Source organism: Streptomyces sp. NBC_01445 (genome assembly GCF_035918235.1).
Classification (GTDB): Bacteria; Actinomycetota; Actinomycetes; order Streptomycetales; family Streptomycetaceae; genus Streptomyces.
Map to the genome: position 1 here is coordinate 2,046,514 of NZ_CP109485.1, position 24,414 is coordinate 2,070,927.

A 24,414-nucleotide genomic window follows, 5' to 3' on the forward strand; every position below is an offset into this window, starting at 1 on the left:
GTGCCGACCCTGTGCCGCTCGAACACCTCATCCTGCGCCTGGCCCGGGAGAACAGCAACTGGGGCCACCTCCGGATACAGGGCGAACTCGCCCACCTCAACTATCCGATCGCCCCGTCCATGGCCTGGGAGATCCTCCACGCAGCCGGCATCGACCGCGCAACGCAACGCAGCAGCACAAGTTCCCGCAGGCAACCCTGGTCCCCGACAGACCTTCCGCGCACCCGGCGGCCCTGCCCACCTCAGCCATTCGCGCCGGTCGCGGACCTGAGCCACCCGGCGATCACCGCCCGGCGCACCCTCGTGTTCTCCGAGAACCGCGCGCCCGTCATTTACGGGCTCCCCTCGTCCCGCATCGCGGGTTCGGTGCCCCTCGGACCGTACGCATCGTGCGCCGTTCGGAAACTCATCGCCCCTGGTCAGGTGGCCTATTTGTACGCGTTGATCACGCCGCCGAGTATTCGGGTGCGTAGCACCGGGTGAGCGGACGTGGCGACCATGGGTGTCGGGTGCTCCCGGGCGAGGGGAGGGAGCTGTCGGCGAGCCTGGCGGGGGCGATGACCGTGGTGATGCCGGGCGTACTCATCGAGGACGTGCCAGGCGTGGAACTCGTTCCAGATCAAGAGGTGGCCGAGGACCTCGGGCCGCAGGGTGCCGATGCCCCGTTCATGCGTAGCCGGCGTGTGCCGTGCTCGAGGAACACGAGCGCGTAGACCCGGCGCAGATCAACCAGGTCGATGTGGACGAAGTCGCAGGCGATGATGCCTTCGGCTTGCGCGGTCAGGAACTCGCGCCACGTCGGGCCGCTACGGCGTGGAGCTGGATCAATGCCCGCCGCCAAGGGCGGCCGACGGGCGAATCGTCCTCGCGGTCGATGTGAGCAACTGGGTGCTTGCCCGACGCCCCTCAGGCGCCGGCGGACACCGGTGAGTCGGTCCGAGCGGCCACCGAGTTCTCGGTCGCGGATTTCGGGATAGGACGGTCGTCGCGCAGGGCCTGCCAGACCTGGTGGGACGCCTTGGTCAGTGGCAGGACGCAGCCGGCGTCCTGGGCGTCGTGGCTGACCGGCAGCGTGACCATGTTCATGTGGTCGGGGCTGATGCCCTACAGGTCCTTCGCCAGGCGGAGCAGTTTGTCCGCGGACGCGAGACCGGAGTCGGCGCTCACGGTCTTGGTCGCGGTGTCGGCGAGCTCGTACGCCCTGGCGGGGTCGCCGACCACGTCGATCGATTCGGCGCGGTTGATGTCCGTGCCCTTGAGATTCCCGTTCAGGTGCGACCATGCGTAGGCCACACCACCGCCGCCGACGAGGACGGCGCCGAGCGCGGGTGTTCAAGGGCGTCGGCTGAGGGCGCGTGTCCTTCGGCTCCGCTGGTGTGCGGCATGGGCGCTGCCCTCCGTTCGAGGGTTGAGATGTGCCGTGGATCAGTTACGGCGTGTGCGTGTGGTGACGGCGACTCAGTACGCGGAGTTGACGTTGTCGATGGAGCCGTAGCGGTCGGCGGCGTAGTTGGCGGCCGCGGTGATGTTGGCGACCGGGTCCGTCAGGCTCTTGGCGGTGCCGGCGACGTGGTAGGCGTCGAAGGTCGGCTGGATGACCTGGAGCAGGCCCTTGGACGGGGTGCCCTTGACCGCGTTCACGTCGTAGCCGTTCACGGCGTTCGGGTTGCCGGAGGACTCACGCATGATGTTGCGCTTCAGACCCTCGTAGGAGCCGGGGATGCCCTTGGCCTTCATGACCTTGAGGGCTTCGTTGATCCAGCCGTCGACGTTGTTCCCGTCGGTGGCCTTCTTGGTCGACACCGAGTGAGCGGCCTTCGGCGTCGCGGCGGGCTCGGCGGCCTGCGCGGGCGACGGGGCGAAGGTCAGTGCTGCGCCCGCGAGACCGGCGGCGGCCAGGACCGTGACGGTGGCGCGCTTGAAGGTGGTGGGGCGGGCGGCAGCGGTGATCGGGGTGGAGAAGGTCATACGGGATTACCTCTTCATGTTCGGGGACATCGTGCGGCGCCGGCCTGTGGTGGCGCCTGGAGCGGAGTCGGGATCCGCGTCCTGTCCCGGGAGTCCGGAGCGAGCGTCTTCGCTCGTGCTCCGACCCGTTCTCCGGGACGACAGCCATAGTTAGCGATGCCCGAGAGGGGGCGCAAGGATGTGACGTACTACCCCACTACGGAGGAATGTCCGAAATGACCGAATGAGGTGGCTTCTATGCACCCCAGAGTGGCCCCGCCAGCCACTACCGCCTTTAGTATGTGATCTGGCTCCTATGGGGTGCTTCACAGGCCCGACCCCCCTCCGCGTTACCCAGGTCACGCGTTCAGCCCGGTTCGGAGACCAGGACGATGCCCTCGGAGGGCCACTCCCATAGAGGGCAACTGATCTGCTTGCAGGACCTCGGCGCCCTCATCGCAGTGACGTCTCTGATGCCCGTCGGGCGTTGATCAAGCCAGTGTTCGGAGCATGGCGGGCCGCTCGGACCGGCCCGGGAACCGCGGCACGGGCGCATGATCTACGGGACATCGTGAACGCCATCCTCTACGTCAGCCGCACGGGCATCCCGTGGGAGTACCTGCCGCACGACATTCCCTCCGTGCAAGACCGTGTACGACTACTACGCGAAGTGGGAAGTGGACGGCACCGCTCAAAAAGTTCACGATCTGCTGCGTGACAAGGCCCGCCGCACACAGGGCACGCAAACGTCTCCGAGGCGAGCCAGGGCATCGACGCGGGCAAGAAGATCAAAGGGCGCAAGCGCCACGTGGCCACGGACACTGCGCCTGCCGAGAATGCCGTCCGTGCAGCTCAGGGGTCTGTGCGGTGCTGCGACAGGATGAGCGCTTGAGTTGCTTCGTCTCGTCTGCCGACCGTCACCAACGCGTTCGCCATGCTGCGACTGGTACCGATGAGCGACCGCGACAAGGACGCGGAGATCCTTGCCCTGCACCACCAGATCACGGTCCTCGAACGGCAACTCGGCGCGGACCGAGGGAAGTTCACTTCCCAAGACCGAGCCTTCCTCACCGCTCTGCTGATGCCGCTCCCGCGCCAGGCTCTGCGCCGGCTCCGGCTCCGGCTCCAGCTCCGGCTCCGGCTCCGGCTCCAGCTCCAGCTGCCGATCCAACCCGACACCGCGCTGTGCCGGCACCGCAACCTGACCAAGCAGCGCCACGCCCACACCTGCCGGCCGAAGAGACCAGGCCGCCCACCCACCGTTCGCTCGATCCGCACGCTGCTGACCCTGCGCCTGCAGTGAGGGCCGATTGCCACCACATCCAGCGCCGCAAGAGAGCGATGAGTGCGGCTCCTCGGCCCCTCTGGAGGGGGAGGGCCCCTGAGGCGCCCGGAGCGGCCGATCGAATCCACACCGGGCAGGTCTAGACAGGTCGGCTTCTTCATGTCTACCTTCTAGACATGCCTGGACAGGTTCATAAGCATCATCGCGTCGCCCTGGCCCTCGCCGACGAGATTCGTGCGGGTGTGCACGCGGACGGCGCCAAGCTGCCCGGCGAGCACGCCCTGCGGGAGCGATTCGGGGTCAGCCGGACCACCGTGCGGCAGGCCCTCGGGGTCCTGGGCGAGCAAGGGCTCATCGAGACGCATGCCGGAATCGGTTCGATCGTCACCTTCGACGGCGCCCCGCTCGACCAGCGGCTCGGCTGGACCCGTGCCCTCGCCGATCAAGGCACCGAACTCAGCACCCACGTCCTGCGGTTCGAGCGGATCAAGGACGCAGCCCTGGCCGCCGAACTCGGCCTGGAAAGCGACGAGTTCACCGCCCTTGACCGGGTGCGGCGACTGCCCGACGGACACGGTGTCTCCCTGGAGTTCAGCCGAGTGCCCGCCGTGGGCGCGCTCGCCGGTCTGGCCGAGCGCGGCCTGGACGGGGACTCGCTGAGCCGCACGCTCACCGCGGCGGGCCGGATCTCGGACTCCGCCGAGGCACAAATCGGCGTCGCGGGACTGGCGGACGCCGACGCCTCGGCCCTGCACCGCTCCCCCGGCGAGTCCTTCCTCCGCGTCTCCCAGGTGTTCCGCGACGCGGACGGGGGCGTGGTCGAGCAGGTGACGAGCCTGCTGGATCCCGCCCGGTTCCAACTACACGTACATACCGGCCGAGGAGGCCACCTGTGACCGACACCTCCCAGTTCGACCGCGCCCTCGGGGCCTTCTACGGTCTCGCGCTCGGCGACGCCCTGGGCATGCCGACGCAGGTCATGTCGCGCGCCGACGTCGTCCGCGTCTACGGCACACTGCGCGGCTTCGAATCCGCGCAGCCCGACAACCCGGTCAGCGCAGGGATGCCCGCCGGGTCCGTCACCGACGACACGGACCAGGCAGTCATCGTGGCGCGGCTGCTCGTCGAGGGCGGCGGGCACGTCGACCCGCTGCGGTTCGCCGAGGAACTCCTCGCCTGGGAGAAGGAGATGAAGGCCAAGGGGTCGTTCGACCTGCTCGGCCCGTCGACAAAGGCGGCGCTCGACTCCGTGGCCCGCGGCACCGACCCCAAGGAGGCCGGGAAGTACGGCACCACGAACGGTGCCGCGATGCGGGTCACCCCGGTCGGCATCGCCTTCGCCTGCGCTCCCGACACCGAGCGGTTCCTCGACCGGGTCGTCGAGTCCTGCCAGGTCACGCACGACACCACCGTCGGCATCGCGGGCGCGGCGGCGGTCGCGGCCGCGGTCTCCACCTGCGTCGCGGGTGGCAGCCTCGACGACGCCTTCGACGCCGCGATCAGCCTGTCTGCGGCCGGTGCCCGGCGCGGGCACTGGATCGCGGGCGCCAGCATCTCCGCGCGGATCGGCTGGGCGCGCGACCTGGTCGTCGGCCTCGACGAGGACGCGGCGCTCGACCGGATCGACGCGCTCATCGGCACCAGCGTCGCCAGCCAGGAGTCGGTGCCCGCCGCCTTCGCGGTGCTCGCGCTGGCCGACGGCGACCCGTGGCGCTCCGCGCTCCTCGCGGCGAATCTCGGCGGCGACAGCGACACGATCGGCGCGATCGCGGGCGCGATCGCCGGTTCCGTGCACGGCTTCGCCGCCCTGCCCGCCACCGAGGTACGCACCCTGCACGAGGTCAACGACCTCGAACTGGAGCCTCTGACACGCCAGTTGCTCACCCACCGCCCCTGACACCCACCGCTCCACACACCCACCCCACCGACAGCCCAGCAAGGAGGTTCCGCGATGGCCGCTTCAACGGAGAACGATCGCGTCGGCACCGTGGAGACCCGGGGGATCGAGCCGGTCCCCGACACCGAGCGGCACGGCCACGCCGGCCAGATGTTCTGGACGTGGTTCGCCGCGAACATATCGATCCTCGGGCTGCCGCTCGGCGCGACGCTCGTCGCCTTCCGCGGCCTGAACATCTGGCAGGCCGCGCTCGTCGCGGTCGTCGGCTCGGTCGGATCGTTCACCCTGGTGGGCGCGCTCAGCCTGGCCGGCAAGAAGGGCGGGGCGCCGGCCCTGACGCTGTCGCGGGCCGTGTTCGGGCAGCGCGGCAACCACGGCCCCACGCTGGTGACGTGGCTGAGCCGGGTCGGCTGGGAGACGATCACGACGACCACAGCGGCGTACGCCCTCCTCGCTCTCCTCAACACCCTGTTCGGGGTGGGCAAGGGCACCGTCCTCACCCTGGTCTGTCTGCTGGTCTTCATCCTCTGCACGCTGCTGATCAGCGGCCTCGGGCATGCCACGATCATGTGGATCAACAAGTGGGCGACGGTGGCCTTCGGCGTTCTCAACCTCGTCGTCATGGGCTTCCTCGTCGCAACCGTCGACTGGCAGAAGGTGCTCGACGCACCGGCGGGCCGGGCCAGCGCGGTCGTCGCGGGTATCGGGTTCATCGCTTCGGGCACCGGCATCGGCTGGGCCAACGCCGGTGCGGACTACGCCCGTTACCTGCCGCGATCGATCCCCGGCGGGCGTCTCGTGCGCGCCTCGGCCTTCGGCGCCGGCATCCCGCTCGTGCTGCTGATCTCGCTGGGCTCGCTGCTCACGGCCGGCGACCCGGCCCTCGCCACCTCCGCCGATCCGGTCGCCGCGATCAACGCGATGCTCCCGTCGTGGATGGCGGTGCCGTATCTGATCGCGGCGTTCGGCGGGCTGCTGATGTCCAATCACCTGTCCACGTACTCGGCCGGCCTGACGATGATCACGCTCGGTCTGCGGGTGCCGCGCGCCTGGGCGGTCTGCGTCGACATCGTGCTGATGTTCCTCGGCGGCATCTACTTCATGCTGATCGCCGATGACTTCTACGGTCCGTTCAGTACGTTCCTCACGCTGCTCGCCGTGCCGATCTCGGCGTGGATCGGGGTGATCGCCGTCGACATGCTGCGCGGACGGGAGTACGACCCGTCGGCGCTGATGAACACGGGTCGGGGCAGCCGGTACTGGTATCGCGGTGGCTTCCATCTGCCCGCCGTCACCGCCTGGCTGGCGGCGATCGTGGCCGGGCTGCTGTTCACGACGGCCGCGACGAGCGCGGACGACGTGTGGTTCAAGGGGCCGCTCGCCGACTCCTGGCTCGGAGTGAACGGGCTCGGCTGGCTCGTCGCCATCGTCGTGGGCGGCGCACTGTACGCGCTGCTCGGGCGTCGCTCGCCGGTGACCCTCACCACCCCTGCCACTGACTCCGCTGCCGCTGACTCCACCACCCTTGAGGAGGCCACCCGATGACCGCCCGCTCCCGTGTCGTGCTCGCCGGAAACGTCATCGCCGACCTGGTCATCGAGGTGCCTGCCCTGCCCGAGCGCGGTGGCGATGTCATCGGTACGCGTACGGAGTTGTACGCGGGCGGCGGCTTCAACACGCTGACCGCCGCGCGCCGCCTCGGCGCCGAGGCCGTGTACGCGGGGCTGCACGGCAGCGGCCCCTACGGCGACCTCGTACGCTCCTCGCTCGCGGCCGAGGACATCGGCACGGTGCTCAGGGCGCGCACGGACGGCGACACCGGTTTCTGTGTGGCGCTGGTCGACGGCGGCGGCGAGCGTACGTTCGTGACGAGTTTCGGGGTCGACGCACGGATGACCCCCGAGGAGGCGCGGACGATCGCCGGGTCGGTGCGCGGCGGCGACCTCCTGCAGGTCTCTGGGTACGGCCTGGTGATGGAGGTCAACGGGCCGCTCCTGGCCGAGGTGGTGACGGGCCTCGCGGACGACGTACGGGTCTGCTTCGACCCGGCGCCGCTGGTGGCGGACATCCCGGCCGCGGTGCTCGACCCGGTGCTCGCCCGCACCGACTGGCTGAGCTGCAATGCGCGGGAGGCCGAGCTGATGACCTCGCTGGCCGATCCGCGCGCGGCGGCCGAGGTGCTGCGCGGGCGGCTGCGGGCCGGGGCCGGTGTGCTGGTGCGGGCCGACAAGGACGGCTGCTGGCTGGCCGCGCCGGACGGCGGTGATGCGGTGCACGTGCCCGGGTTCCCGGTGGACGCCGTGGACAGCAACGGGGCCGGGGACGCCCACGTCGGCGCGTTCCTGGCACTCCTTGGCCGCGGGGTTCCCGCTGACGAGGCGGCCCGGGGCGCGAACGCGGCGGCCGCTCTCGCGGTCACCCGGCGCGGGCCGGCGACCGGCCCGACGGCGACCGAACTCGCGGCGTTCCTCGACGCACGCGGCGTGCGGCTCGACGGGTGACCACGGGGATGTGACCACACGGCTGTGGCCCCGGACGAGGTCCGGGGCCACAGCCATGCGATCGACTCCACGTCGAGAGAGTGCTCGGCGGGCCGCGAGGCGGCACGGATGGCCTCGGCCTGCACATCGGGATTCGTGTCCGGGTCTCCGACGACCTCCATCGCGATCGTATCGCCGTGCCTCATCTCGTCGATCGCAGCGTGGTCGTCGCGGGCAGGACGAGGGCGCGGAAACTCCGGTCGCCGATGCGCAGGCCGCCGTCCTTCGCTTCCGCGGCGGCGAGGTCACGCTCGTCGATGAGGTGGGGGCGCCGATCTCGGCGGCGGTGGGGATCGACGCGGCCGCGCCGGCCCGGGACACCGCCGTCGAGCGTGGACGTGTCCCCGGCTCGGTTCCGGGTTCAGTGGGCGGCGAGTTCGGCGGAGCGTCCGCCGAGGAGACTTCCGGCTCCCGGCACGATCGGAGGCAGACCGAGTTCCTGCAGGATGCGGTACGCCGTCGCCGTCGCGGCGGACAGCACCGGCAGCCCCGTCTCGTCCTCGACCGTCTGGATGGAGGCGAGGGACGGCATCTGCACGCAGGCCGAGAGCACCAGGGCGTCGGCCCGGCTCAGGTCGAGCCGGCGGTGGTGCTCGCGCAGATCCGCTGGGTGCAAACGGGCGACGGCCAGGTTGTCGGGGACTTCGAGGCTCAGGGCATCCACCACCTCGATCCCCGCGTCCTCGATATAGGCGACGACCTTGGCGGTGAGCGGCTTCATGTACGGCGTGATGATCGCGACCCGCTGGGCGCCGAGCGCCTCGATGCCGCTGAGCAGTGCGCCCGCGCTGGAGACGACGGGGGCTTCGGCGCTCTCGGCCTGCAGGGCTGCGGTGATCTCTGCTTCGGCGGTGCAGTGATAGCCCGGTCCCTGGGCCATGATGGCGACCAGGCAGGCGGTGGCGACGACGTCGGGCCTGGCGTCGGCGAGCTCACTCGCGGCCCGCTCGGTCTGCGCGTTCATCCCCCGCAGTTCCTCGGGGGTGACGTGCTTCATCCGCATCCTGCTGCTGTGGAACACGAAGCGGTCGCCGGGCTCGACCGTCTCCCGGGCGTGGAGCATCCGGGGCAGTTCGGTCTCCATCGTCAGGTTGGAACTGGGCACGATGAGACCGATGTGATGGTCCGTCATGGGTTGTCGTCCTCCGGTTGTGGCGGGGCGTTCACCTCCCCGCCCGGAGCACGGCGGACCGGCTATCGGGAGGGAGTCGGGTTCGGCCCCTCGGCCAGTCCCACCCAGTGATCGGCGAGGGACGTGAGCATGTGCAGATAGGTGGTGCGCTCGGTCTCGCTGAACGGCTCGAGGAGGAGCTTGTCCAGGGCCCGGGCGCGGCGTTCGGCCTCGCGGAGAACGTGTCCGCCGTCCTCAGTGAGGTAGAGCAGCTTGCGCCGCCCGTCGTCAGCTGCGGTCTGACGCGTGATCAGCCCACGGTTGTCGAGGCGCTTGGCGACGTCGGCCATCGTCGAGGTGTCAAGGGCTACCGCCGAGGCGAGGGAGCGCTGATCACGCCCGGGGTGTGCCTGGATCGTCTGGAGCACCGCGAACTGTGGTCCTGTGAGCACCGGGTCCACCTCCCTCAACCACACGGCGAGGTAGGCCTGGTAGAGGCGGCGAACCTGGTAGCCGGGGGCGGCGGTCAGCTCGGCGGGGGGCCTGGGGGTGGTCTCGGCAGCTGTGGTCTCATCAGGCATGTCCACACTTAACCACGGCGTCGGAGCCGGGTTCGCGGCCGGTGAGCATCCCGCGAAGGGCCGTGCGCAGTGCGGCAACTGCAGTCGTCGGCGCGTCCCAGAAGATCATGTGCCCGGCGTCGGGAATCCGGTGTACAGAGGCGGCGGGGTTGGCCTCTGCGGCCTCAGCCGCGCCGGCGGACGTCACAACCGGGCTGTCCGCGCCGTGGAGCAGGGCGAGGGGGGCGGGCACCTGCGGCCACCAGGTGAAGAAGTCCTCGTTCTCGAAGCCGTGGTGAGTGCCCGTGACCGCTTCCCGTGTGCAGCTGGACAGCCAGCGCGCCCGCAGTTCCTGTTCGTGACGAGGCCAGGTGGGCCAATGGCCCGCGACCTCGTCGGCGTCGGTGCCGCGGTGGGCCTCGGCGAGCTGTCGGAGGAACGTGCAGAGGCTCGTCGGGTAGGCGTCTCGGCCGGGGCCGCTCATCGGCGGGTCGGCGAGGACGGCACCGCCCAGGGGAACCTTGGCCCGCACGGCGGTGACGGCCGCGATGCGGGCGCCCATGGAGTGGCCGAACAGCAGCGGGTGTTCGAGACCGAGTCCGGTGATCAGGGCTTCGACGTCCTCGGCGTACGCCTCCAGGGTGTGTCCGGGGGCGTCGTCGGACAGACCGCGACCGCGCACGTCGAGGACCACCGGCCGGACCAGGTCGGTCAGTTCACGGGCGATGAAGTCCATGGTGATCGCGGGGCTGGTGATGCCGGGGAGGACGACGAGCGGGGGCAGGTCTCCCCCGTAGTCCAGCGCGTGCAGGCGTACGGAGCCGGACCAGATCCAGCGGCTGGTGGCGGGCACGTCGGCGAGGTCGGCGAGCGCGGATTGCAGGAGCGAGCGCTGTGTCATGGGGTTCGTCCTCAAGAGCTCAGGGATGGTCGCGCCGGAGAGCAGGCAGTCAGGGCGCAGGCAATCGGGATGTAGGCGGGGAGGCGAGGTAGCCGACTGCATCGTCGAGGCCGATGACGTCTCCGTACTTCGCCTGGATGTCGAAGAGCGCCGCCTGCGCGGGGCCGTCGGCCCGGTCGCCGACGCAGTCGCGCGGCACCAGGACCGGGAAGCCGGACTGGACCGCGTCCACCGCAGTGGCCCGAACACAGCCGCTCGTCGTCGCGCCGCACACGAGGACGGTGTCGCAGCCGAGGCCGGTCAAGGTGGCGGCGAGGCCGGTACCGAAGAAGGCGGAGGCGCCCTTCTTGACGACGAGGTGGTCCTGTCCGGGCTGCCAGGGCAATCGCGGGTCAAGGGCCACGGCATCGCTGCCGTCCACCAGGGAGCGCATCCCCGGTGCCTTGCGAAGCCACGTGACCGAGTCGGCGGCTGCTTCTGCCCGGGTGTAGGAGATGGCGGTGAAGACGACCGGGACGTCGGCGGGGCGGCCGGCCTCGATGAGTCGCGTGGTCGACTTGACCACGTCGGTGAGGTCGCTGCCCGTGGCGTACCCGTCCTCGGTGAAGCCGCGGGTGAGGTCGACGACCAGAATCACGGGACGATTGCCGCGTCGGACCGGTGCCCCGAACCCGGCCTGCTCGTAGGTGTCGTCGGTCGTACGGCCGTAGAGCCCGCTGCTCATGCGGGCCTCCGGAGGTCGCGCAGCTGAGCGGACTGGGCCTTCAGCTTGCCTAGGAGCCAACCCTGGACGAGGCCGGCCGCGAAGGCGGCGGCGACCGGTCCGTACTTGTTCAGCAGCGGTCCGGCGACCAGGGACAGGCCGTCGAGTTCCGCGGGGGCGGGCGCAGAAACCGACGGAGTGACAGCAGGCTGCGCGGCGCTGGAGGATGCTGCCTCGCTTACGGCCGCGGGGGCGACCAGCAGGTTTCCCAGGTTCAGCGCGAACTGCTCCAGGATGCGCCCGGACACGGCGGCGATGGCGCCCTTGCCGAACTGGGCGATCTTCCCGCGGATGACCAGGTCGGTGTCGAGGTTGAGCTGTGCGCCACCGGGTGCTGCTGTCACCTCCAGGGCGACCTCGGCCTCGGCGTCGCCGCTGCCGTGGGTGTCGGCGCCAGTGGCGTGGACTCGCAGCCGTCGCCTGTCGCTGTCGACCTCCAGGAAGCGGACGGTCCCGGCGTAGGCGGCGGTGATCGGTCCCACCTTCACCTTGACCGCGCCACGCCACGCGTCGCCGTCCTGGCCTTCCAGGGCGGCACCGGGCATGCACGAGGCGACCCGCTGAACGTCGCTGATGAGGGCGAACACCTCGTCGGGCGCAGCCTTCACCGCAACGGTGTTGGTCAGTTGCATCCTGTCGTCTCCTTGCGGCCCTGGGCGCACGCGGTGCGGCGGGCGGTCGCGCAGGCGTCGATGGCCTCGACAATGGTCTGGTAGCCGGTGCACCGGCAGAGGTTGGCGGCGACCACGTCTCTGATCTCTTCCTTGGTCGCCTCGGGGCGTTCGGTGAGGAACCCTTCGGCGAGCATCAGGAAGCCGGGGGTGCAGAACCCGCACTGCAGGGCGTGGTGGTCCCGGAATGCCTCTTGCAGGTCTGCGAGTTCGCCGCCACTGCCTCCCAGCGACTCCACGGTCCGGATCTCGGCACCTTCCGCCTGGGCCGCGAACATCAGGCAGGCGCGGGCGGGCCGGCCGTCGACCAGGACGGTGCAGGCCCCGCAGATGCCGTGCTCGCAGCCCACGTGCGTGCCGGTGAGGTGCAGGTCGTGGCGGAGTACGTCGACGAGGGTGCGCCGGGACTCGGTGATCACCTCGTGGCGTTCGCCGTTGATGTCGAGGGTGAGCAGTTGCAGGTCCTGCGTGCTGCTGGGGTTGGTCATGCGGGGAGCTCCTGGTGGTTCAGGGCGCGGTGGACGGTCCGGGGTGTGATGGGGGTGTTGTCGAGCTCCACGCCGGTGGGACGCAGGGCGTCGTTGACCGCGTTGAGTACGGCGGCAGGGGCGCCGATGGTGCCGCCTTCGCCTGCCCCCTTGGCCCCGGTCTCGGTGAAGGCGCAGGGCGTTTCGAGGTGGCGGATCAGGACGTCGGGGATCTCGTGGGCGGTGGGCACCTTGTAGTCCATGAAGCCGGTCGCCGACGGTTCGCCCTGGGTGTCGTACGTGATCTGTTCGAAGAGGGCGCCGGCGATGCCCTGGGCGATGCCGCCGCGGCACTGTCCCTCGACGACTTGGGGGTTGATGGCGACGCCGCAGTCCTCGACACACACGTAGCGCAGGATCTCCACCTGTCCGGTGCCCTGGTGGAGTTCGACGACGACGCCGTGGGTGGCGTTGGAGAAGGTTCCGTCGTTGAGGACGTCAAAGGTGGCTGTCGCGCTCAGGCCGGGTTCGATGTCCTTGGGCAGCAGGTGTGCCTTCAGGTAGGCGATGTCGGCGAGTTCCTCGTAGGACAGGAAGTCCGCCTCCGGGCCGCGGCGCCTGGCTCCCCCGCCGGTCAGCTCGACATCGCCGGGATCGGTGTTCCAGCGGGCGGCCGCGATGTGGCGCAGTTTGTCGCCGAGGCGCCCGGCGGCGATCCGCACCGCGCTGCCGCCGATGGCGATGGAGCGGCTGGCGAAGGTGCCCCAGCCGTAGGTGATGCGGTCGGTGTCGCCCTGGTGGAGTTTGACCTTGGCGAGGTCTAGGCCGAGTTCGTCGGCGACGATCTGAGCCATGGTCGTCTCGTGGCTCTGTCCGTGGCTGAGGGTGCCGGTGGTCACGGTGACGGCTCCGGTGGTGTCCATGCGGACCTCGGAGATGTCGAAGCCGGGCACGATCTGCATCTTGCGCTGGGCGAAGGCGGCGGAGCCGTAGCCGGTACGTTCGCTGAAACAGGAGTAGCCGATGCCGATGTGACGGCCGTGCTGTGCCGTCTCGGCCTGCTTCTCGTACCAGCCTTCGTCCCTGAGCTGTTGCTCGCACAGGTTGAGGGATTCCAGGTAGGAGCCCGGGTCGTAGGTGATGTTGTTGACGCCGGTGTACGGGAATTCGGTGATCACGTTGCGGCGCCTCACCTCGACCGGGTCCAGGCCGAGTTCGCGGGCGGCGCGCTCGAAGAGACGCTCGACGACCATGACGTACTGCGGGCGGCTCACTCCGCGGTACGGGCCGGTGGGCGCCTTGTTCGTGGTGATAGCGCGGCCGCGTACCCGGTAGGCGGGGACCCGGTAGACGCCGGGCATCTCGGCGGAGGCCATGAGCGGCTCGATGCCGGCGGTGAACGGGTAGCAGGAGTATGCGCCCATGTCGCACACCACGTCGGCGTCGAGGGCCAGGATGTGGCCTTCGGCATCGAAGGCCGCGCGTGCCCTGTAGTGCTGTTCTCGGGCGAGGAAGGAAGCGGTCAGCGCGTCCTTGCGGTCCTCGATCCACTTCACGGGGCGGCGCAGGCGCAGTGCGGCGGCCGCTGCCGCGATCTCTTCGCGGCCCACCACGCACTTCTGCCCGAAGCCGCCGCCCATGTCGGGGACGATGACCCGCACCGCCCGCTCGTCCAGGCGCAGACTGCGTGCGGCCACCGTCCTTACCTGGTGCGGTACTTGGGTGCAGGTGTGGACGACGAGCTGTTCCTCGCGCTCGTCCCAGTGCGCGACGACGCCGCGGGTCTCCAGAGGGAGGGCGTTCTGCCGGCCGGTGCGGGTCTCGACATCCACGACGCGGTATGCGCCGGCGAAGATGTCGTCGATGCCCTCCGTGGCGAAGAGCGACACATCGACGAGGGTGTTGTGCGCCGCCTCCTCGTGCAGGCGGGGCGCGTCCGGAGCCAGCGCGTCCTCCTCGCAGGTGACGGGCGCGAGTGTGGAGTAGCTGACCTTGGCGGCCTCCAGGCCGTCCTCGGCCGCGTAGGGGTCGCGCGCCACGACCACGGCGACGGGTTCGCCGACGTAACGGACGCGGTCGCGGGCGAGGATCGGCATCGCGGTCGGCACGTACTCGCTCAGTGGGCGCGCCAACTCGGCAACAATGTCGCCCAGTTGCAGGTCATCGGCGGTGAAGGCGGCCACCACGCCGGGAACTTGTCGTACGGCGGACAGATCCACGGACACGATCTCGCCGTGGGCGACGGTGCTGCGCACGAACTGGGCGTGGAGCATGCCGGGCAGTGCGATGTCGTCCACGAAGCGTCCGCGCCCGGTCAGCAGCCGGGGGTCTTCGCGCCGAGGGACTGAACGCCCCACCAACTGACGGGAGTTCGGTGTCGAGCTCATGCGGTGATGGCCTCCTCGCAGGCGCGCTGTACAAGGGTGCGGACAAGGCTCTTGCGGTAGGCGGTGTCTTCGGGCGGGTCGACGGCTGCGGCCGCTGCCGCGGCACAGTCGGCGAACGAGCCGCCCGCGGCCAGGACTTCCTCGGCCTCCGGTACGCGGACGACGGCGGCTGCGACACCACCGAGCCCGACCCGGCCCCCGCGCACCGTCCCGTCGACCATGTCCAGGTCCACGGCAGCGGCGACCAGGGCGAAGTCTCCTCGTCGTTCGGCGAATTCGGTGAGCGCCGCGTGGGGTGCGGGGCGCGGGAAGACGACTTCTACGAGGAGTTCGTCCGGTGCCAGATCGCTGGTGTAGTAGCCGTGGAAGAAGTCCGAGGCGGGGACGGTGCGCTCGCCACGAGGACCTCGGACCACGAACTGGGCGCGCAGCACCACCGCGAGCAGGCACCACTCGGCGGTGGCGTCGGCGTGCGCGAGGCTTCCGCCGACCGTGCCGCGGGTCCTGATGGGCAGGTGTCCCACCCACTCCATGGCCCGGCTCAGCACGGCGAAGTCCCGCCCGAGCACTCCCTGCGGATCACGCTCCACGGTGTGGTGCGTGGTGAGCGCCCCGATACGCAGGGCGCCGGTGGAGTCACGCTCCATCCGGTCGAGTTCCCGCAGGCGCGCGATGTCGACCAGATGGCGCGGGCGCGCCAGTCGGTAGTTCATCATCGCGACGAGACTCTGTCCGCCGGCGACCACCTTGGCGTCGTCACCGAGGTCGGCGAGCAGACGGAGTGCGCCGTCGACATCTCGCGCCCGGTGGTAGGCGAACGGGGCGGGCTTCATCGGATTCCTCCGGTCTGGGTACGTATCGGGGGCCCTGCGGCAGGTCAGGTTGCGGCGGCTTCCGGCACGGCACGGGTCTCCGGCGCCGGTTCGTCGGAGGCGTCCAGGACCGCTCCCTTGGTCTCGGGTGCGGCGATCGCCATCCAGACCACGGCGGCCAGCACCGCCGCCCCGAGCACCGCGAAGGTGACGGGCAGCCCCAGCAGCGGCCACATGACCGAGCCGAAGAGCAGCGGGGCGAATCCGGTCAGCGTGCGGCTGACCGATGAGGCCCAGCCGAAGCCGCTGGCCCGCAGATGGGTGGGGTAGAGCTCGGCGGCGTAGGCGTACAGGGCGGGGATGGCCAGTTGGGCGAGCAGGCCGAAAACGGCGATGGCGACAACGGACGGCGTCGCCATGTGCCGCACCACCGCGAAGGCGACCAGGGCTGCGGCGGCGAGCGGCGCCGAGACACCGATCAGCCACTTGCGGCCGACGATGTCGACGAGGGCAGTGGAGAGCAGGACACCGGCGATACCTACGGCGCTCATGATCGTGGTGCTCATGAAGGCGGCGGTGTCGCCCTGACCTTCCTCCTTGAGGATGGACGGCATCCAGCTGAGGGCCGCGTAGTACACCAGCATGATCGTCGCGAAGAGCAGCCAGGCCACCGACGTGATGCGCGGATCGAACCGCCAGATACCGACGAGCTGTTGCACGGCGGCGGCGACGCCGCGCGGGCCGGTCTCCTGCTGCGGTGCGGGGATGCTGTAGGGCTCGACTGGTGCTCCCGTGCGGGCCACCAGGTCGTCGATGACCTCTCTGGCCTCCGCCTCGCGGCCCTTCTTGGTGAGGTAGACGGGCGACTCCGGGATGCCGCGACGCACCCAGAACAGCAGGAGCGCGGGCAACACCATCGTGGCGAGCATCCACCGCCAGTCCCCCGCCACCCCGACGAAGCCGGTGGCCACCAGACCGCACAGGGTGACGCCGATCGGCCACCACAGGTCGAGCGCGGTGAGGACCCGGCCCCGGTACTTGCGTGGCGAGAACTCGCCCACCAGCGCGTAGTCGACGGGAATGCAGCCGCCGAGTCCGACGCCCGCGAGGAAGCGCAGGAGCAGGAAGACGGAGTAGACCGGAGCGAGGGCGCCGAGGGCCGAGAACAAGGCGAAGATCAGCAGCGTGACGCTGAATGCTTGCTTGCGTCCGATCCGGTCGGCGACTGCTCCCCAGACGACGGCGCCGACGGCCATGCCGACCAGGTTCGCGGTCGCGACCAGACCGCGCTCGGCGAGGGTGAGATCGAAGTGGTCGCCGAGCAGTGGCATGAGGAAGCCGTTGAGGGCGATGTCGTAGGCATCGAAGAGGTAGCCGAGGCCGCCGATGATGAAGATTCTTCCCTGGACCGACCATCTCCAGGGCAGGTCCTGCACGATCTGATCGCCTGTTTTCACGTTCGCTCCATAGGGGGCGTCGGGGACGGTGAGTGGGCGGTGCGGGTGCGGCTCAGCGGTTGTGGTGGGACGGATTCGGTCGGCCGCCGGCGGTCAGCGCGCGAACGGGTAGGTGATCGCCTCCAGGTCAGGGTCGTTGAGGGGTGTCCCGCCCCAGAGCCACTGGTAGGAGACGTCCGACTCGCCGTCGAAGGAACGCCCCAACTCGGCGTCCCTGGACTGCTGCAGAGGGCCGTCGGGGAAGTGGTAGAAGGTCTTGTTCCGCAGCGACGCGTCCTGGACCATCCCGGCGTGCTTGGCGCGGCGGTCGGTGTAGCGGCGCAGGGCTCCCGCAATGTCGTCGGCGTTGACCCTGCCCAGCTCCTCGGCGAGGACGGCGGCGTCCTCCATCGCCTGCGAGGCACCCTGCGCCTGGTAGGGCAGCATGGCGTGGCAGGCGTCGCCGAGCAGCGACAGGTGACCATCGGTCCAGACCGGGTCGCGACGCCTCCGGTAGAGGGCGAAGCAGGAGACGTCCTCCTTCGCCTTGGACAGCATCGCGGCGACGCGGTCGTCCCAGCCGGGGAAGGCGTCCACGAGCGCGTCGGCGTCGGAGGAGACGGTCCACTTCTCGGCGACCTCGTCGGTGCACGGGACGCAGGCCACGATGTTCAGGTACTCGCCGCCTCGGATCATGTAGTGGACGAGGTGGCGGTCGGGGCCGTACCAGATGGTGCTCTGGAAGCGGTCGACGAGGAAGCGGGTGGCCGGGTCTGCGGCGATGAGGTCGCCGGGGATCAACGCCCGGAATGCCATCTCGCCCGAGAACTCAAGGGTGTCGGGCAGCCCCATGAGGTCACGGACCCGTGAACGTATGCCATCGGCGCCGATCACGACGTCACCCTCGAAGCGCCGGTCGTCTTCGGTGATGGCCGCCGGACGGCGCGGGTTGCTCCGGTCCAAGCCGTCCACGCGGCTGTCGGTGTGCAGTTCGACGACGGGTCCGGGGCCGTTCGGGTCCACGCAGGCGTCCAGGATGACGCGGTGCAGATCGGCACGGTGGTAGTGCCAGTACGGGGCGTTGAATTCCCGCTTGCAGCGCTCGCCGAGCTGGGTGAGCCCGACGACGCTGCCGTCCTTCCACCTGCGCCGCACCTGATCCTGAGGCTCGGTGTGGATGGCTTCGAGCTGCTTGCGCAGGCCGAGGCCGAGCAGGACGCGACTGGCGTTGGGGGCCGTCTGGATGCCCGCCCCGATCTCGCCGAACTGTGCCGCCTGTTCCAGAACGGTGACCCTGATGCCTCGGTGCCGCAAGGCCAGTGCTGCGGTGACCCCGCCGAGTCCGCCACCGGCGATGACGACTTCGAACGATTGGGAAGGTGCCATGAGTTCTCCAGACGAGGGATGCGGCGCGTGGTGGCGGGGCGGACCTGGGCGGGGTGTCAGGCTTCGACGAGCCGTCCGGCGGTGACGACGTCCGTGCTGTCGACGGAGACGGTGCAGCCCCGCATGGCGACGTCGATGTGGGCGTACGACTCACGGCCGAGTACCGGGTGAGGGCCGGTGGACCACAGGAAGTTGCCGGCGAAGGCCCGGGCGTCCATGCCCATCAGCTCTTCCTTGCCGTATAGGGCTGTGGCGAACCAGTCGGCGGTCTTCATGAGGCCCCAGCCCATGTGGGAAAGGCTGCGAGCCCACTGGTCGTCGGCGTCCTCGAAGTAGGTGTTGAGCAGCTGTGCCTCGGCGCCGCCGGACACCTTCTCGATGTTGCCACCGGCGATCTCCAGCGTGACCGGCCGGCGCACGTACTCCTTGAACGGCAGGAGGATGTCGCCCTCCGTCAGCACGATCCGGCCGTCGGAAAGCTGCGGCCAGCACAGCACCATGGTGCTCGGCCAGTGGTCCCAGCGGCCCGGGTCGTCGGCAAAGCCCACCTGGAACTCCGGCTTGGAGCCTGGCAGTTCGACGGTGAGATCGGTGCCTGCCTCGGACGTCACCCGCATCAGCGAGGCGGACTTGAGCAGCTCGACGCCCTTGAGCACGCGGACCTTGTCGTCCTCCTTCGGCAGGTTGCGAATGAGGACGTCCGGGGCGTCACAGACGAAGATGATGCGCGTGCCTGCGCGCAGGATCTCCTGCTGGAGGGGCGCGTGGATGAAGCCCTCACGGGTCAGATCGACGACCAGGTCGGCAGCCTTGAGCATCTCCTGGGCGGTGGTGTCGTTCAGCACCGAGGTCAGCCCCGGACCCGCGCCGGTGCGAGTGCTGTCGGCGGGGGCCGGGTTGCCGCCGGGCACGGTGGCGGAGATGACGTGGGCGTCGCAGGCCTTCGCCGCTCCGAAGGCCGCCGCGATGTAGTCGCCGCGACTCGTCGGCTCGGACAGGACGACCACATGCTCCCCCGGCTGGAGCTTGCACAGCCTGAGTTCACGGGTGAACGCGTCGAGCAGGTCTACGGATGCGAGATCGTGCATGTCTCTGCTCCAAAGAAAGAGGGTGGTGGGAGACGTCCGCCGCCTGGAACGGCGATGAAAGAGGGCGCGCATCGGACCACGGCGCGAGGCCGGCGCGTCAGAACCGATGACGCGGAGCCCTGCCGACGGAATTAATCCGAACACGTACTATCTCTGCCTGGCAAGAGGCCGTCATGAAATTATGAGAGGTTTACTTCAAGGAACCACGGTCGAAATCCACACGACTCCGCACCCGACGGAAGCGCGAGCCTGGCGTCGATCAGAGCCTGGCCAACTGCGCCCGCCGACCCAGGGGTTGCAACCGCTGCATGCAGCGACCGTCGGCTGGACGTCTCGGCGAGTGCGATCGAGACCCGTGCGGATGACAGTGCCGGCGTCGAGGACATGGTGCTGACGCCGCGCCATGTGACACACCCGCGCCGCCGCGCCGACCGGGCACGGCTTCGCCCGCTACGTCGAAGCCATCTGCGCCGTGCAGGCCTCCGACCGCGGCTTCGCCGGCTGCCCATCCCGCGCGTCCGGCCGCTGGGTCGCGCGGGACGACATCATCCAGTACCTGGAGAAGTACGCCGACTTCCACGGCATCGAGGTCACGACGGGTGTCGAGGTCACCCGCGTCGAGCGGGGCCCTACCGAGGGCGGCGGCTGGCTGCTGCGGATCGCGGACGGTCGCGAGCCGGCCCTCGCGCGGTCGTCGCGACCCGGTCGCAACCCCACCGCGCGCCTGCCCGGCCGGGAGGGCTTCACCGGTGAGAGCTGCTGCGCGCTGTCGCGCCGACGGCGCACAGCGCGACCAGGGCGCTGTTGCGGAGCACGGCCCTGCGCAAGTGTCTCAGTGCAGGGGTGACCCCTCCCGAGCAATGTGCGAGCTCCTCGGGCCCGCCCCATGACAGCGGGGACGCGGTGGGACGGGCCCGAGGAGTTTCAGTCGGGCGCCGTAGCCTCGTTCACGCAGCGCAGGACAGGTCGGCTCTTGAGCGCCGATGGATCGTCGAGCCGGGCGCCGGTGACCTCGAAGGTCGCCTGCTCGCCGGGCAGAAGGGTGACCAGCGCCCGGTCGGCCTCGGCTGCCGGGTCGAGCCGGTCGGGGAACAGCGCGAGATCCCGTACGAGGGTGTGCGCGTTGACTGTGACGCGGTAGCCGTCGGCCTCGCCCGGACCGAGCGGGTCGACGTGGGCGGTAAGGTCCGCGAAGGGGAAGGCCACCTCGGTGTCTTCGGCGTAGAACTCGACCACGCGCTGCCCTCCGAGCTCGGCGACCAGCAGCTCGCGGGTCTTGTCGTCCGGCTCGGTCAGCTCGACCGGGAGCTCGACGCGTGTCACCGACCGGGGCGCGCAGTCGACCGGCAGCTCCGTCTCGGCGAGCATGATGCCGGAAAGGGCGCGTCGGGCCACGCGCAGGGGGCCCGCCCAGATCTGTGGACCGTCGTTGACCGCGTACACCGCTCCGTCACGCACGACGAGGATCCGGTCGGCGTATGCCTCGCGCAGCGCGTACCAGAGGGGTTTGCGCCGGCCGTCGACGTCGACGGCCGACCAGGAGACGACCGGCCAGCAGTCGTTGAGCTGCCAGACGACCGTGCCCATGCAGTACGGGGCGTGCGAACGGAAGTGGCGGATACCGAAGGCGACGGCGCGGGCCTGGTTCAGCTGGGTGAGCCAGTGCCAGTCGTCGAAGTCACGAGGCTGCGGAAGGTGGTCACCCAGGCCCCGCAGGAGCTTGCCCTGGCCGTCGTCGGCCTTCTGATGTGCCGACAGGAGTGGGGAGTCCAGGGAGAGTTCACCGCTGATGGCCTTGCGCAGGGTGGCGTAAGGGGGCGGTCCTTGGAAGCCGAACTCGGCGACGAACCGGGGCACGTGCTCCGCGTAGGTGCGGTAGTCGACACGGTTCCACACGTCCCACAGGTGGACCGTTCCGCGAGTCGGGTCCTGCGGGGGCCGGCCGGGGGCGCCGGAGTAGGGCGAGCCGGGCCAGTAGGGGCGGGTGGGATCGAGTTCCGCGACAAGGTCCGGGAGGAGGCGGTGGTAGTAGCCGTGACCCCAGGTGCGGCCCTTGAGACGGTCCTGCCAGCCCCAGTCGGCGTGCCCCTCAAGGTTCTCGTTGTTGCCGCACCACAGCACCAGCGAGGGGTGCGGGGCCAGCCGGACGATGTTCTCGCGGGCCTCGGCCGCGACCTCGTCGTACAGCGGCTGCTCTTCGGGATACGCGGCGCAGGCGAAGGGAAAGTCCTGCCAGACCAACAGGCCTTTCTCGTCGGCGAGTTCGTAGAAGTCGTCACTCTCGTACAGGCCGCCGCCCCAGATCCGTACGAGGTTGACTCCGGCCTCGGCGGCCTGGTCGAGGCGGGCGGCGATGCGCTCGCGGGTGAGGCGGGTGGGGAAGCAGTCGTCGGGGATCCAGTTGACGCCGCGTACGAAGACCGGTTCGCCGTTGACGGCGATACGGAAGGCCTCGCGCTCCAGCTCGATGCCCCGGAATCCGGTCCGGGCGCGCCATTCCTGCTCGCCCAGGCGCACGGTGACCTCGTACAGCGGTTGCTTGCCGTAGCCGCGGGGCCACCACAGTTCGGCGTCCGGGACCGGCAGGCTGACCTGGCCGCACGAGCGGCCCTCGGGAACGTTGAGCCGGGCCCGTTCGCCTGCGACCTCCACCTCGGCCGTCAACTCGCCGGTGCCGCCGAGCCGGTCGACATCGAGCGCCACCGTCAGGCGCGGCACGCCGTCGGTGCCCGCGTCAGCGAGCAGGCGTACCTGGGCGATGCGGTCCCCGCTGTACGACTCCAGGGTGACGGGCCGCCAGATTCCTGAGGTGACGAGCGTGGGCCCCCAGTCCCAGCCGAAGTTGCAGGCCATCTTGCGGATGAAGGGGTACGGCTCGGTGTAGGCGCCCGGGCGTTCGCCGAGCCGGTCGCGCAGGTCCTCGGCATAGGTGTAGGGCGCGGTGAAGCGGACTTCGAGGGTGTTGTCGCCCTCGTGCAGCAGGTGGCGGACCGGGAAGCGGTAGCTGCGGTGCTGGTTGGCGGTCTCGGCGAGGACCGTGCCGTTGAGTCGGACGGTGGCGACGGTGTCCAGGCCGGCGAAGAGCAGATCGGTGCGGTCGTGTCCGTCGCGCCGCCAGGTGAAGGTGGTGCGGTACGTCCAGTCGGTGCGGCCGATCCAGGTCAGTCGCGTCTCGTTGTCGTCGAGGTAGGGGTCCTCGATGAGGTCGGCGGAGAGCAGGTCGGTGTGGACGCAGCCGGGGACGGTCGCCGGCAGGCCCTTGGGGGGCAGCGTCACCGGGATGTCGCCGTGTGCGCTCAGCCTCCAGCCGTCGTGGAGGTGGAGGCGTGTGATCACTTCTGGGTCCTTCCGCAGTCCGGGAGTTGAGCGCAGGCGACGTAGTGATCGGGCTCCAGTTCGTACACGTCCCCGGTTGCTTCCGCCGCGTGATAGAGGCAGATCTCGACGGGTTCCGCGTCACTCCAGTCGACGCCCAGGCGGGGTACGGCAGCCAGCAGGTGGCGGGTGTAGGGGTGCTGGGGGTTGCCGAACACCATCTCCGTGGCGCCGCGCTCGACGACGCGGCCGTGACGCAGGACGACCGTCCGTTCGGCGAGGTAGGTGCCCAGGGACAGGTCGTGGGTGATGTAGAGGACCCCGAGACCGCGCTCGCGCAGGTCGCCGAGGAGGTTGAGGACGTCGATGCGGGTCGAGGCGTCGAGCATGCTGGTGATCTCGTCGGCGACGAGGAACTCCAGGTCGAGCAGGAGGGTGCGGGCGATGAGGAGCCGCTGGAGCTGACCGCCGCTGAGCTGGTGCGGGTACTTGCCGAGCACCTGCGCGGGGTCCAGGCGCACATCGCGTACGACTTTCTCCACGCGTGTACGCCAGTCGGCGGCCGGCACGTGGGGATGGTAGGCGTCCTTGATCATCGCGAAGACGCGGTCCGCCTTGAAGACCGGGTTGAAGCAGCTGAACGGGTCCTGGAACACGCCCTGGACGCGGCGGTGGTATTCCTTGCCGGAGCGCACCGGCTCACCGTCGAGGGTCAGCGATCCCGCACTGACCCGGGTGAGACCGAGGATCATGCGGCCGATGGTGGACTTGCCGCTGCCGCTCTCACCGATCAGGGTGACGACCTCACCAGGATCGATACCGAAGGAGACCCGGTCTACGGCGGTGACGCCCTGTCCGGAGAAGGTCCCGGTGCGAAACGTCTTGGTGACGCGGTCGAGTGTCAGCATCAGGCCTTCCAGCACGCTACGTAGTGACGGGGGGCGACCTCCACGACCGGCGGCTGGGCGGCGCACTGGTCGTCGGCCAGCGGGCAGCGGTCGCGGAACCGGCAGCCGGTGGGCGGATTGAGCAGGGAGGGCGGGCTGCCCTCAATTCCCGTGAGGTGGTCCTCGGAGCGGCGCACACCCACCTTGGGCAGCGCGGCGAGCAGTCGGCGGCTGTAGGGGTGCCGGGGTTCGGTGGTGAGGATCTCGGTGGGCGCCTTCTCGGCGAGCAGTCCCGCGTACATGACCATGATGGTGTCCGAGATGTGCGAGGTGAGCGCGAGGTCGTGGGTGATGAACAGCATGCTGGTGACCAGGCCCTTGTCACGCAATCCGACGAGCGCTCCGGCGACCGCCTTCTGGTTGGAGACGTCGAGTGCGGACGTCACCTCGTCGGCGATGAGGAGGGAGGGGTCGAGCAGCGTGGAGATCACCATGACGGTGCGCTGCTTCATGCCACCGGACAACTCGATCGGATAGCGGTCCAGGACGTCGGGTTCCAGGCCGACGAGGGCGAGGCGGCGGTGGAGTTCGGGGGTGTCGACGTCAGCGCCGCGCGCGGCGAGCAGTTCGCGGATCATCCGGCCGATGCGGCGGGTCGGGTTCATCGCGCTCATCGAGTACTGCGGCACGAGTGAGATGCGGCGGAAGCGGAAGGCGTTCATCGCCCGGTCGTCGGCGATGGGTACGTCGTCGCCGTCGAGGGTCATGGAGCCGCCGACGTGGCGCATCCGGCCGTCGAGGCGGATGAGGGACTTGCCCAGCGTGGTCTTGCCGCAGCCGGACTCGCCGACCAGGCCGAGTATCTCGCCGTCGGCGATGTCGAAGCTCACGCCGTCCAGAGCGCGGACCTCACCGCGCAGCGTGCGGTAGTGGACGCGGAGGTCGTTGACGGTCAGGGTCAT

24 protein-coding genes are annotated in these 24,414 nt (G+C 69.9%); 7 read left to right on the top strand and 17 right to left on the bottom strand.

The window, feature by feature from the left end:
* Positions 1–905: 905 nt before the first annotated feature.
* The 3 genes from OG574_RS09670 to OG574_RS09680 all read right to left on the bottom strand — a co-directional run bounded on the left by OG574_RS09670 (position 906) and on the right by OG574_RS09680 (position 1,967).
* On the bottom strand, positions 906–1,085 hold the full coding sequence (locus tag OG574_RS09670; RefSeq protein ID WP_326772802.1) for a hypothetical protein: 180 nt from the start codon (positions 1,083–1,085) through the stop codon (positions 906–908).
* Between the two features lie 18 nt (positions 1,086–1,103).
* The gene (locus tag OG574_RS09675; protein WP_326772803.1) at positions 1,104–1,292 is read right to left on the bottom strand and encodes a hypothetical protein; all 189 of its coding nucleotides are present in this window, start codon (positions 1,290–1,292) and stop codon (positions 1,104–1,106) included.
* A 165-nt stretch (positions 1,293–1,457) separates the two neighbouring features.
* Complete coding sequence (locus OG574_RS09680; protein ID WP_326772804.1) at positions 1,458–1,967, bottom strand: transglycosylase SLT domain-containing protein; 510 nt, start codon at positions 1,965–1,967, stop codon at positions 1,458–1,460.
* 409 nt (positions 1,968–2,376) lie between these two features.
* Here OG574_RS09680 and OG574_RS52715 point away from each other — a divergent pair, with 409 nt between their 5' ends.
* The 6 genes from OG574_RS52715 to OG574_RS09710 all read left to right on the top strand — a co-directional run bounded on the left by OG574_RS52715 (position 2,377) and on the right by OG574_RS09710 (position 7,629).
* Positions 2,377–2,664, top strand: coding sequence for a transposase (locus OG574_RS52715; RefSeq protein WP_442816920.1), 288 nt, complete (start codon positions 2,377–2,379; stop codon positions 2,662–2,664).
* A gap of 216 nt (positions 2,665–2,880) precedes the next feature.
* Positions 2,881–3,249, top strand: coding sequence for a hypothetical protein (locus tag OG574_RS09690; protein ID WP_326772805.1), 369 nt, complete (start codon positions 2,881–2,883; stop codon positions 3,247–3,249).
* A gap of 158 nt (positions 3,250–3,407) precedes the next feature.
* Positions 3,408–4,127: a GntR family transcriptional regulator gene (locus OG574_RS09695; RefSeq protein WP_326772806.1), complete on the top strand. Its 720-nt coding sequence runs from the start codon at positions 3,408–3,410 to the stop codon at positions 4,125–4,127.
* Positions 4,124–5,128 carry an ADP-ribosylglycohydrolase family protein gene (locus OG574_RS09700; protein ID WP_326772807.1) on the top strand — a complete coding sequence of 335 codons (1,005 nt, stop codon included), beginning with the start codon at positions 4,124–4,126 and terminating at the stop codon, positions 5,126–5,128. The genes OG574_RS09695 and OG574_RS09700 overlap by 4 nt, the downstream gene beginning before the upstream one ends.
* Before the next feature lie 54 nt (positions 5,129–5,182).
* On the top strand, positions 5,183–6,673 hold the full coding sequence (locus OG574_RS09705) for a purine-cytosine permease family protein (RefSeq protein ID WP_326772808.1): 1,491 nt from the start codon (positions 5,183–5,185) through the stop codon (positions 6,671–6,673).
* Positions 6,670–7,629 (top strand): PfkB family carbohydrate kinase, encoded by a 960-nt coding sequence (locus OG574_RS09710; protein WP_326772809.1) that lies wholly within the window; start codon positions 6,670–6,672, stop codon positions 7,627–7,629. Before OG574_RS09705 ends, OG574_RS09710 begins: the two co-directional genes overlap by 4 nt.
* Positions 7,630–8,029: 400 nt before the next feature.
* On the opposite strand, the gene OG574_RS09715 is transcribed toward OG574_RS09710, so the two are convergent.
* The 11 genes from OG574_RS09715 to OG574_RS09765 all read right to left on the bottom strand — a co-directional run bounded on the left by OG574_RS09715 (position 8,030) and on the right by OG574_RS09765 (position 19,250).
* A complete protein-coding gene (locus tag OG574_RS09715; RefSeq protein ID WP_326772810.1) occupies positions 8,030–8,800 on the bottom strand; it encodes a maleate cis-trans isomerase family protein in 771 nt (256 codons plus the stop codon).
* 62 nt (positions 8,801–8,862) lie between these two features.
* A complete protein-coding gene (locus OG574_RS09720; RefSeq protein WP_326772811.1) occupies positions 8,863–9,360 on the bottom strand; it encodes a MarR family winged helix-turn-helix transcriptional regulator in 498 nt (165 codons plus the stop codon).
* Positions 9,353–10,240, bottom strand: a complete 888-nt coding sequence (locus OG574_RS09725) for an alpha/beta fold hydrolase (protein WP_100595403.1) — start codon at positions 10,238–10,240, stop codon at positions 9,353–9,355. The genes OG574_RS09720 and OG574_RS09725 overlap by 8 nt, the downstream gene beginning before the upstream one ends.
* 49 nt (positions 10,241–10,289) lie before the next feature.
* Positions 10,290–10,964, bottom strand: coding sequence for an isochorismatase family protein (locus OG574_RS09730; protein WP_326772812.1), 675 nt, complete (start codon positions 10,962–10,964; stop codon positions 10,290–10,292).
* Positions 10,961–11,635, bottom strand: coding sequence for an SRPBCC family protein (locus OG574_RS09735; protein WP_326772813.1), 675 nt, complete (start codon positions 11,633–11,635; stop codon positions 10,961–10,963). The genes OG574_RS09730 and OG574_RS09735 overlap by 4 nt, the downstream gene beginning before the upstream one ends.
* Positions 11,626–12,162 carry a (2Fe-2S)-binding protein gene (locus OG574_RS09740; RefSeq protein WP_326772814.1) on the bottom strand — a complete coding sequence of 179 codons (537 nt, stop codon included), beginning with the start codon at positions 12,160–12,162 and terminating at the stop codon, positions 11,626–11,628. The genes OG574_RS09735 and OG574_RS09740 overlap by 10 nt, the downstream gene beginning before the upstream one ends.
* Positions 12,159–14,528, bottom strand: a complete 2,370-nt coding sequence (locus OG574_RS09745) for a xanthine dehydrogenase family protein molybdopterin-binding subunit (protein WP_326772815.1) — start codon at positions 14,526–14,528, stop codon at positions 12,159–12,161. The genes OG574_RS09740 and OG574_RS09745 overlap by 4 nt, the downstream gene beginning before the upstream one ends.
* Positions 14,525–15,361 (bottom strand): FAD binding domain-containing protein, encoded by an 837-nt coding sequence (locus OG574_RS09750; protein WP_326772816.1) that lies wholly within the window; start codon positions 15,359–15,361, stop codon positions 14,525–14,527. Before OG574_RS09750 ends, OG574_RS09745 begins: the two co-directional genes overlap by 4 nt.
* 44 nt (positions 15,362–15,405) lie before the next feature.
* Positions 15,406–16,797 (bottom strand): MFS transporter, encoded by a 1,392-nt coding sequence (locus OG574_RS09755; protein ID WP_326772817.1) that lies wholly within the window; start codon positions 16,795–16,797, stop codon positions 15,406–15,408.
* A gap of 93 nt (positions 16,798–16,890) precedes the next feature.
* Complete coding sequence (locus tag OG574_RS09760; protein ID WP_326772818.1) at positions 16,891–18,162, bottom strand: FAD-dependent monooxygenase; 1,272 nt, start codon at positions 18,160–18,162, stop codon at positions 16,891–16,893.
* 56 nt (positions 18,163–18,218) lie between these two features.
* On the bottom strand, positions 18,219–19,250 hold the full coding sequence (locus OG574_RS09765) for a hypothetical protein (protein ID WP_326772819.1): 1,032 nt from the start codon (positions 19,248–19,250) through the stop codon (positions 18,219–18,221).
* Between the two features lie 472 nt (positions 19,251–19,722).
* Here OG574_RS09765 and OG574_RS52720 point away from each other — a divergent pair, with 472 nt between their 5' ends.
* On the top strand, positions 19,723–20,097 hold the full coding sequence (locus OG574_RS52720) for a hypothetical protein (RefSeq protein ID WP_442816801.1): 375 nt from the start codon (positions 19,723–19,725) through the stop codon (positions 20,095–20,097).
* Between the two features lie 77 nt (positions 20,098–20,174).
* Here the strand turns inward: OG574_RS52720 and OG574_RS09775 are convergent, their stop codons facing one another.
* The 3 genes from OG574_RS09775 to OG574_RS09785 are packed head-to-tail and all read right to left on the bottom strand — an operon-like array spanning position 20,175 to position 24,414.
* On the bottom strand, positions 20,175–22,586 hold the full coding sequence (locus OG574_RS09775; RefSeq protein WP_326772820.1) for a glycoside hydrolase family 2 protein: 2,412 nt from the start codon (positions 22,584–22,586) through the stop codon (positions 20,175–20,177).
* Complete coding sequence (locus OG574_RS09780) at positions 22,583–23,473, bottom strand: ABC transporter ATP-binding protein (protein WP_326772821.1); 891 nt, start codon at positions 23,471–23,473, stop codon at positions 22,583–22,585. Before OG574_RS09780 ends, OG574_RS09775 begins: the two co-directional genes overlap by 4 nt.
* Entirely contained in the window at positions 23,473–24,414 is a 942-nt protein-coding gene (locus tag OG574_RS09785) for an ABC transporter ATP-binding protein (protein WP_326772822.1), read from the bottom strand. The genes OG574_RS09780 and OG574_RS09785 overlap by 1 nt, the downstream gene beginning before the upstream one ends.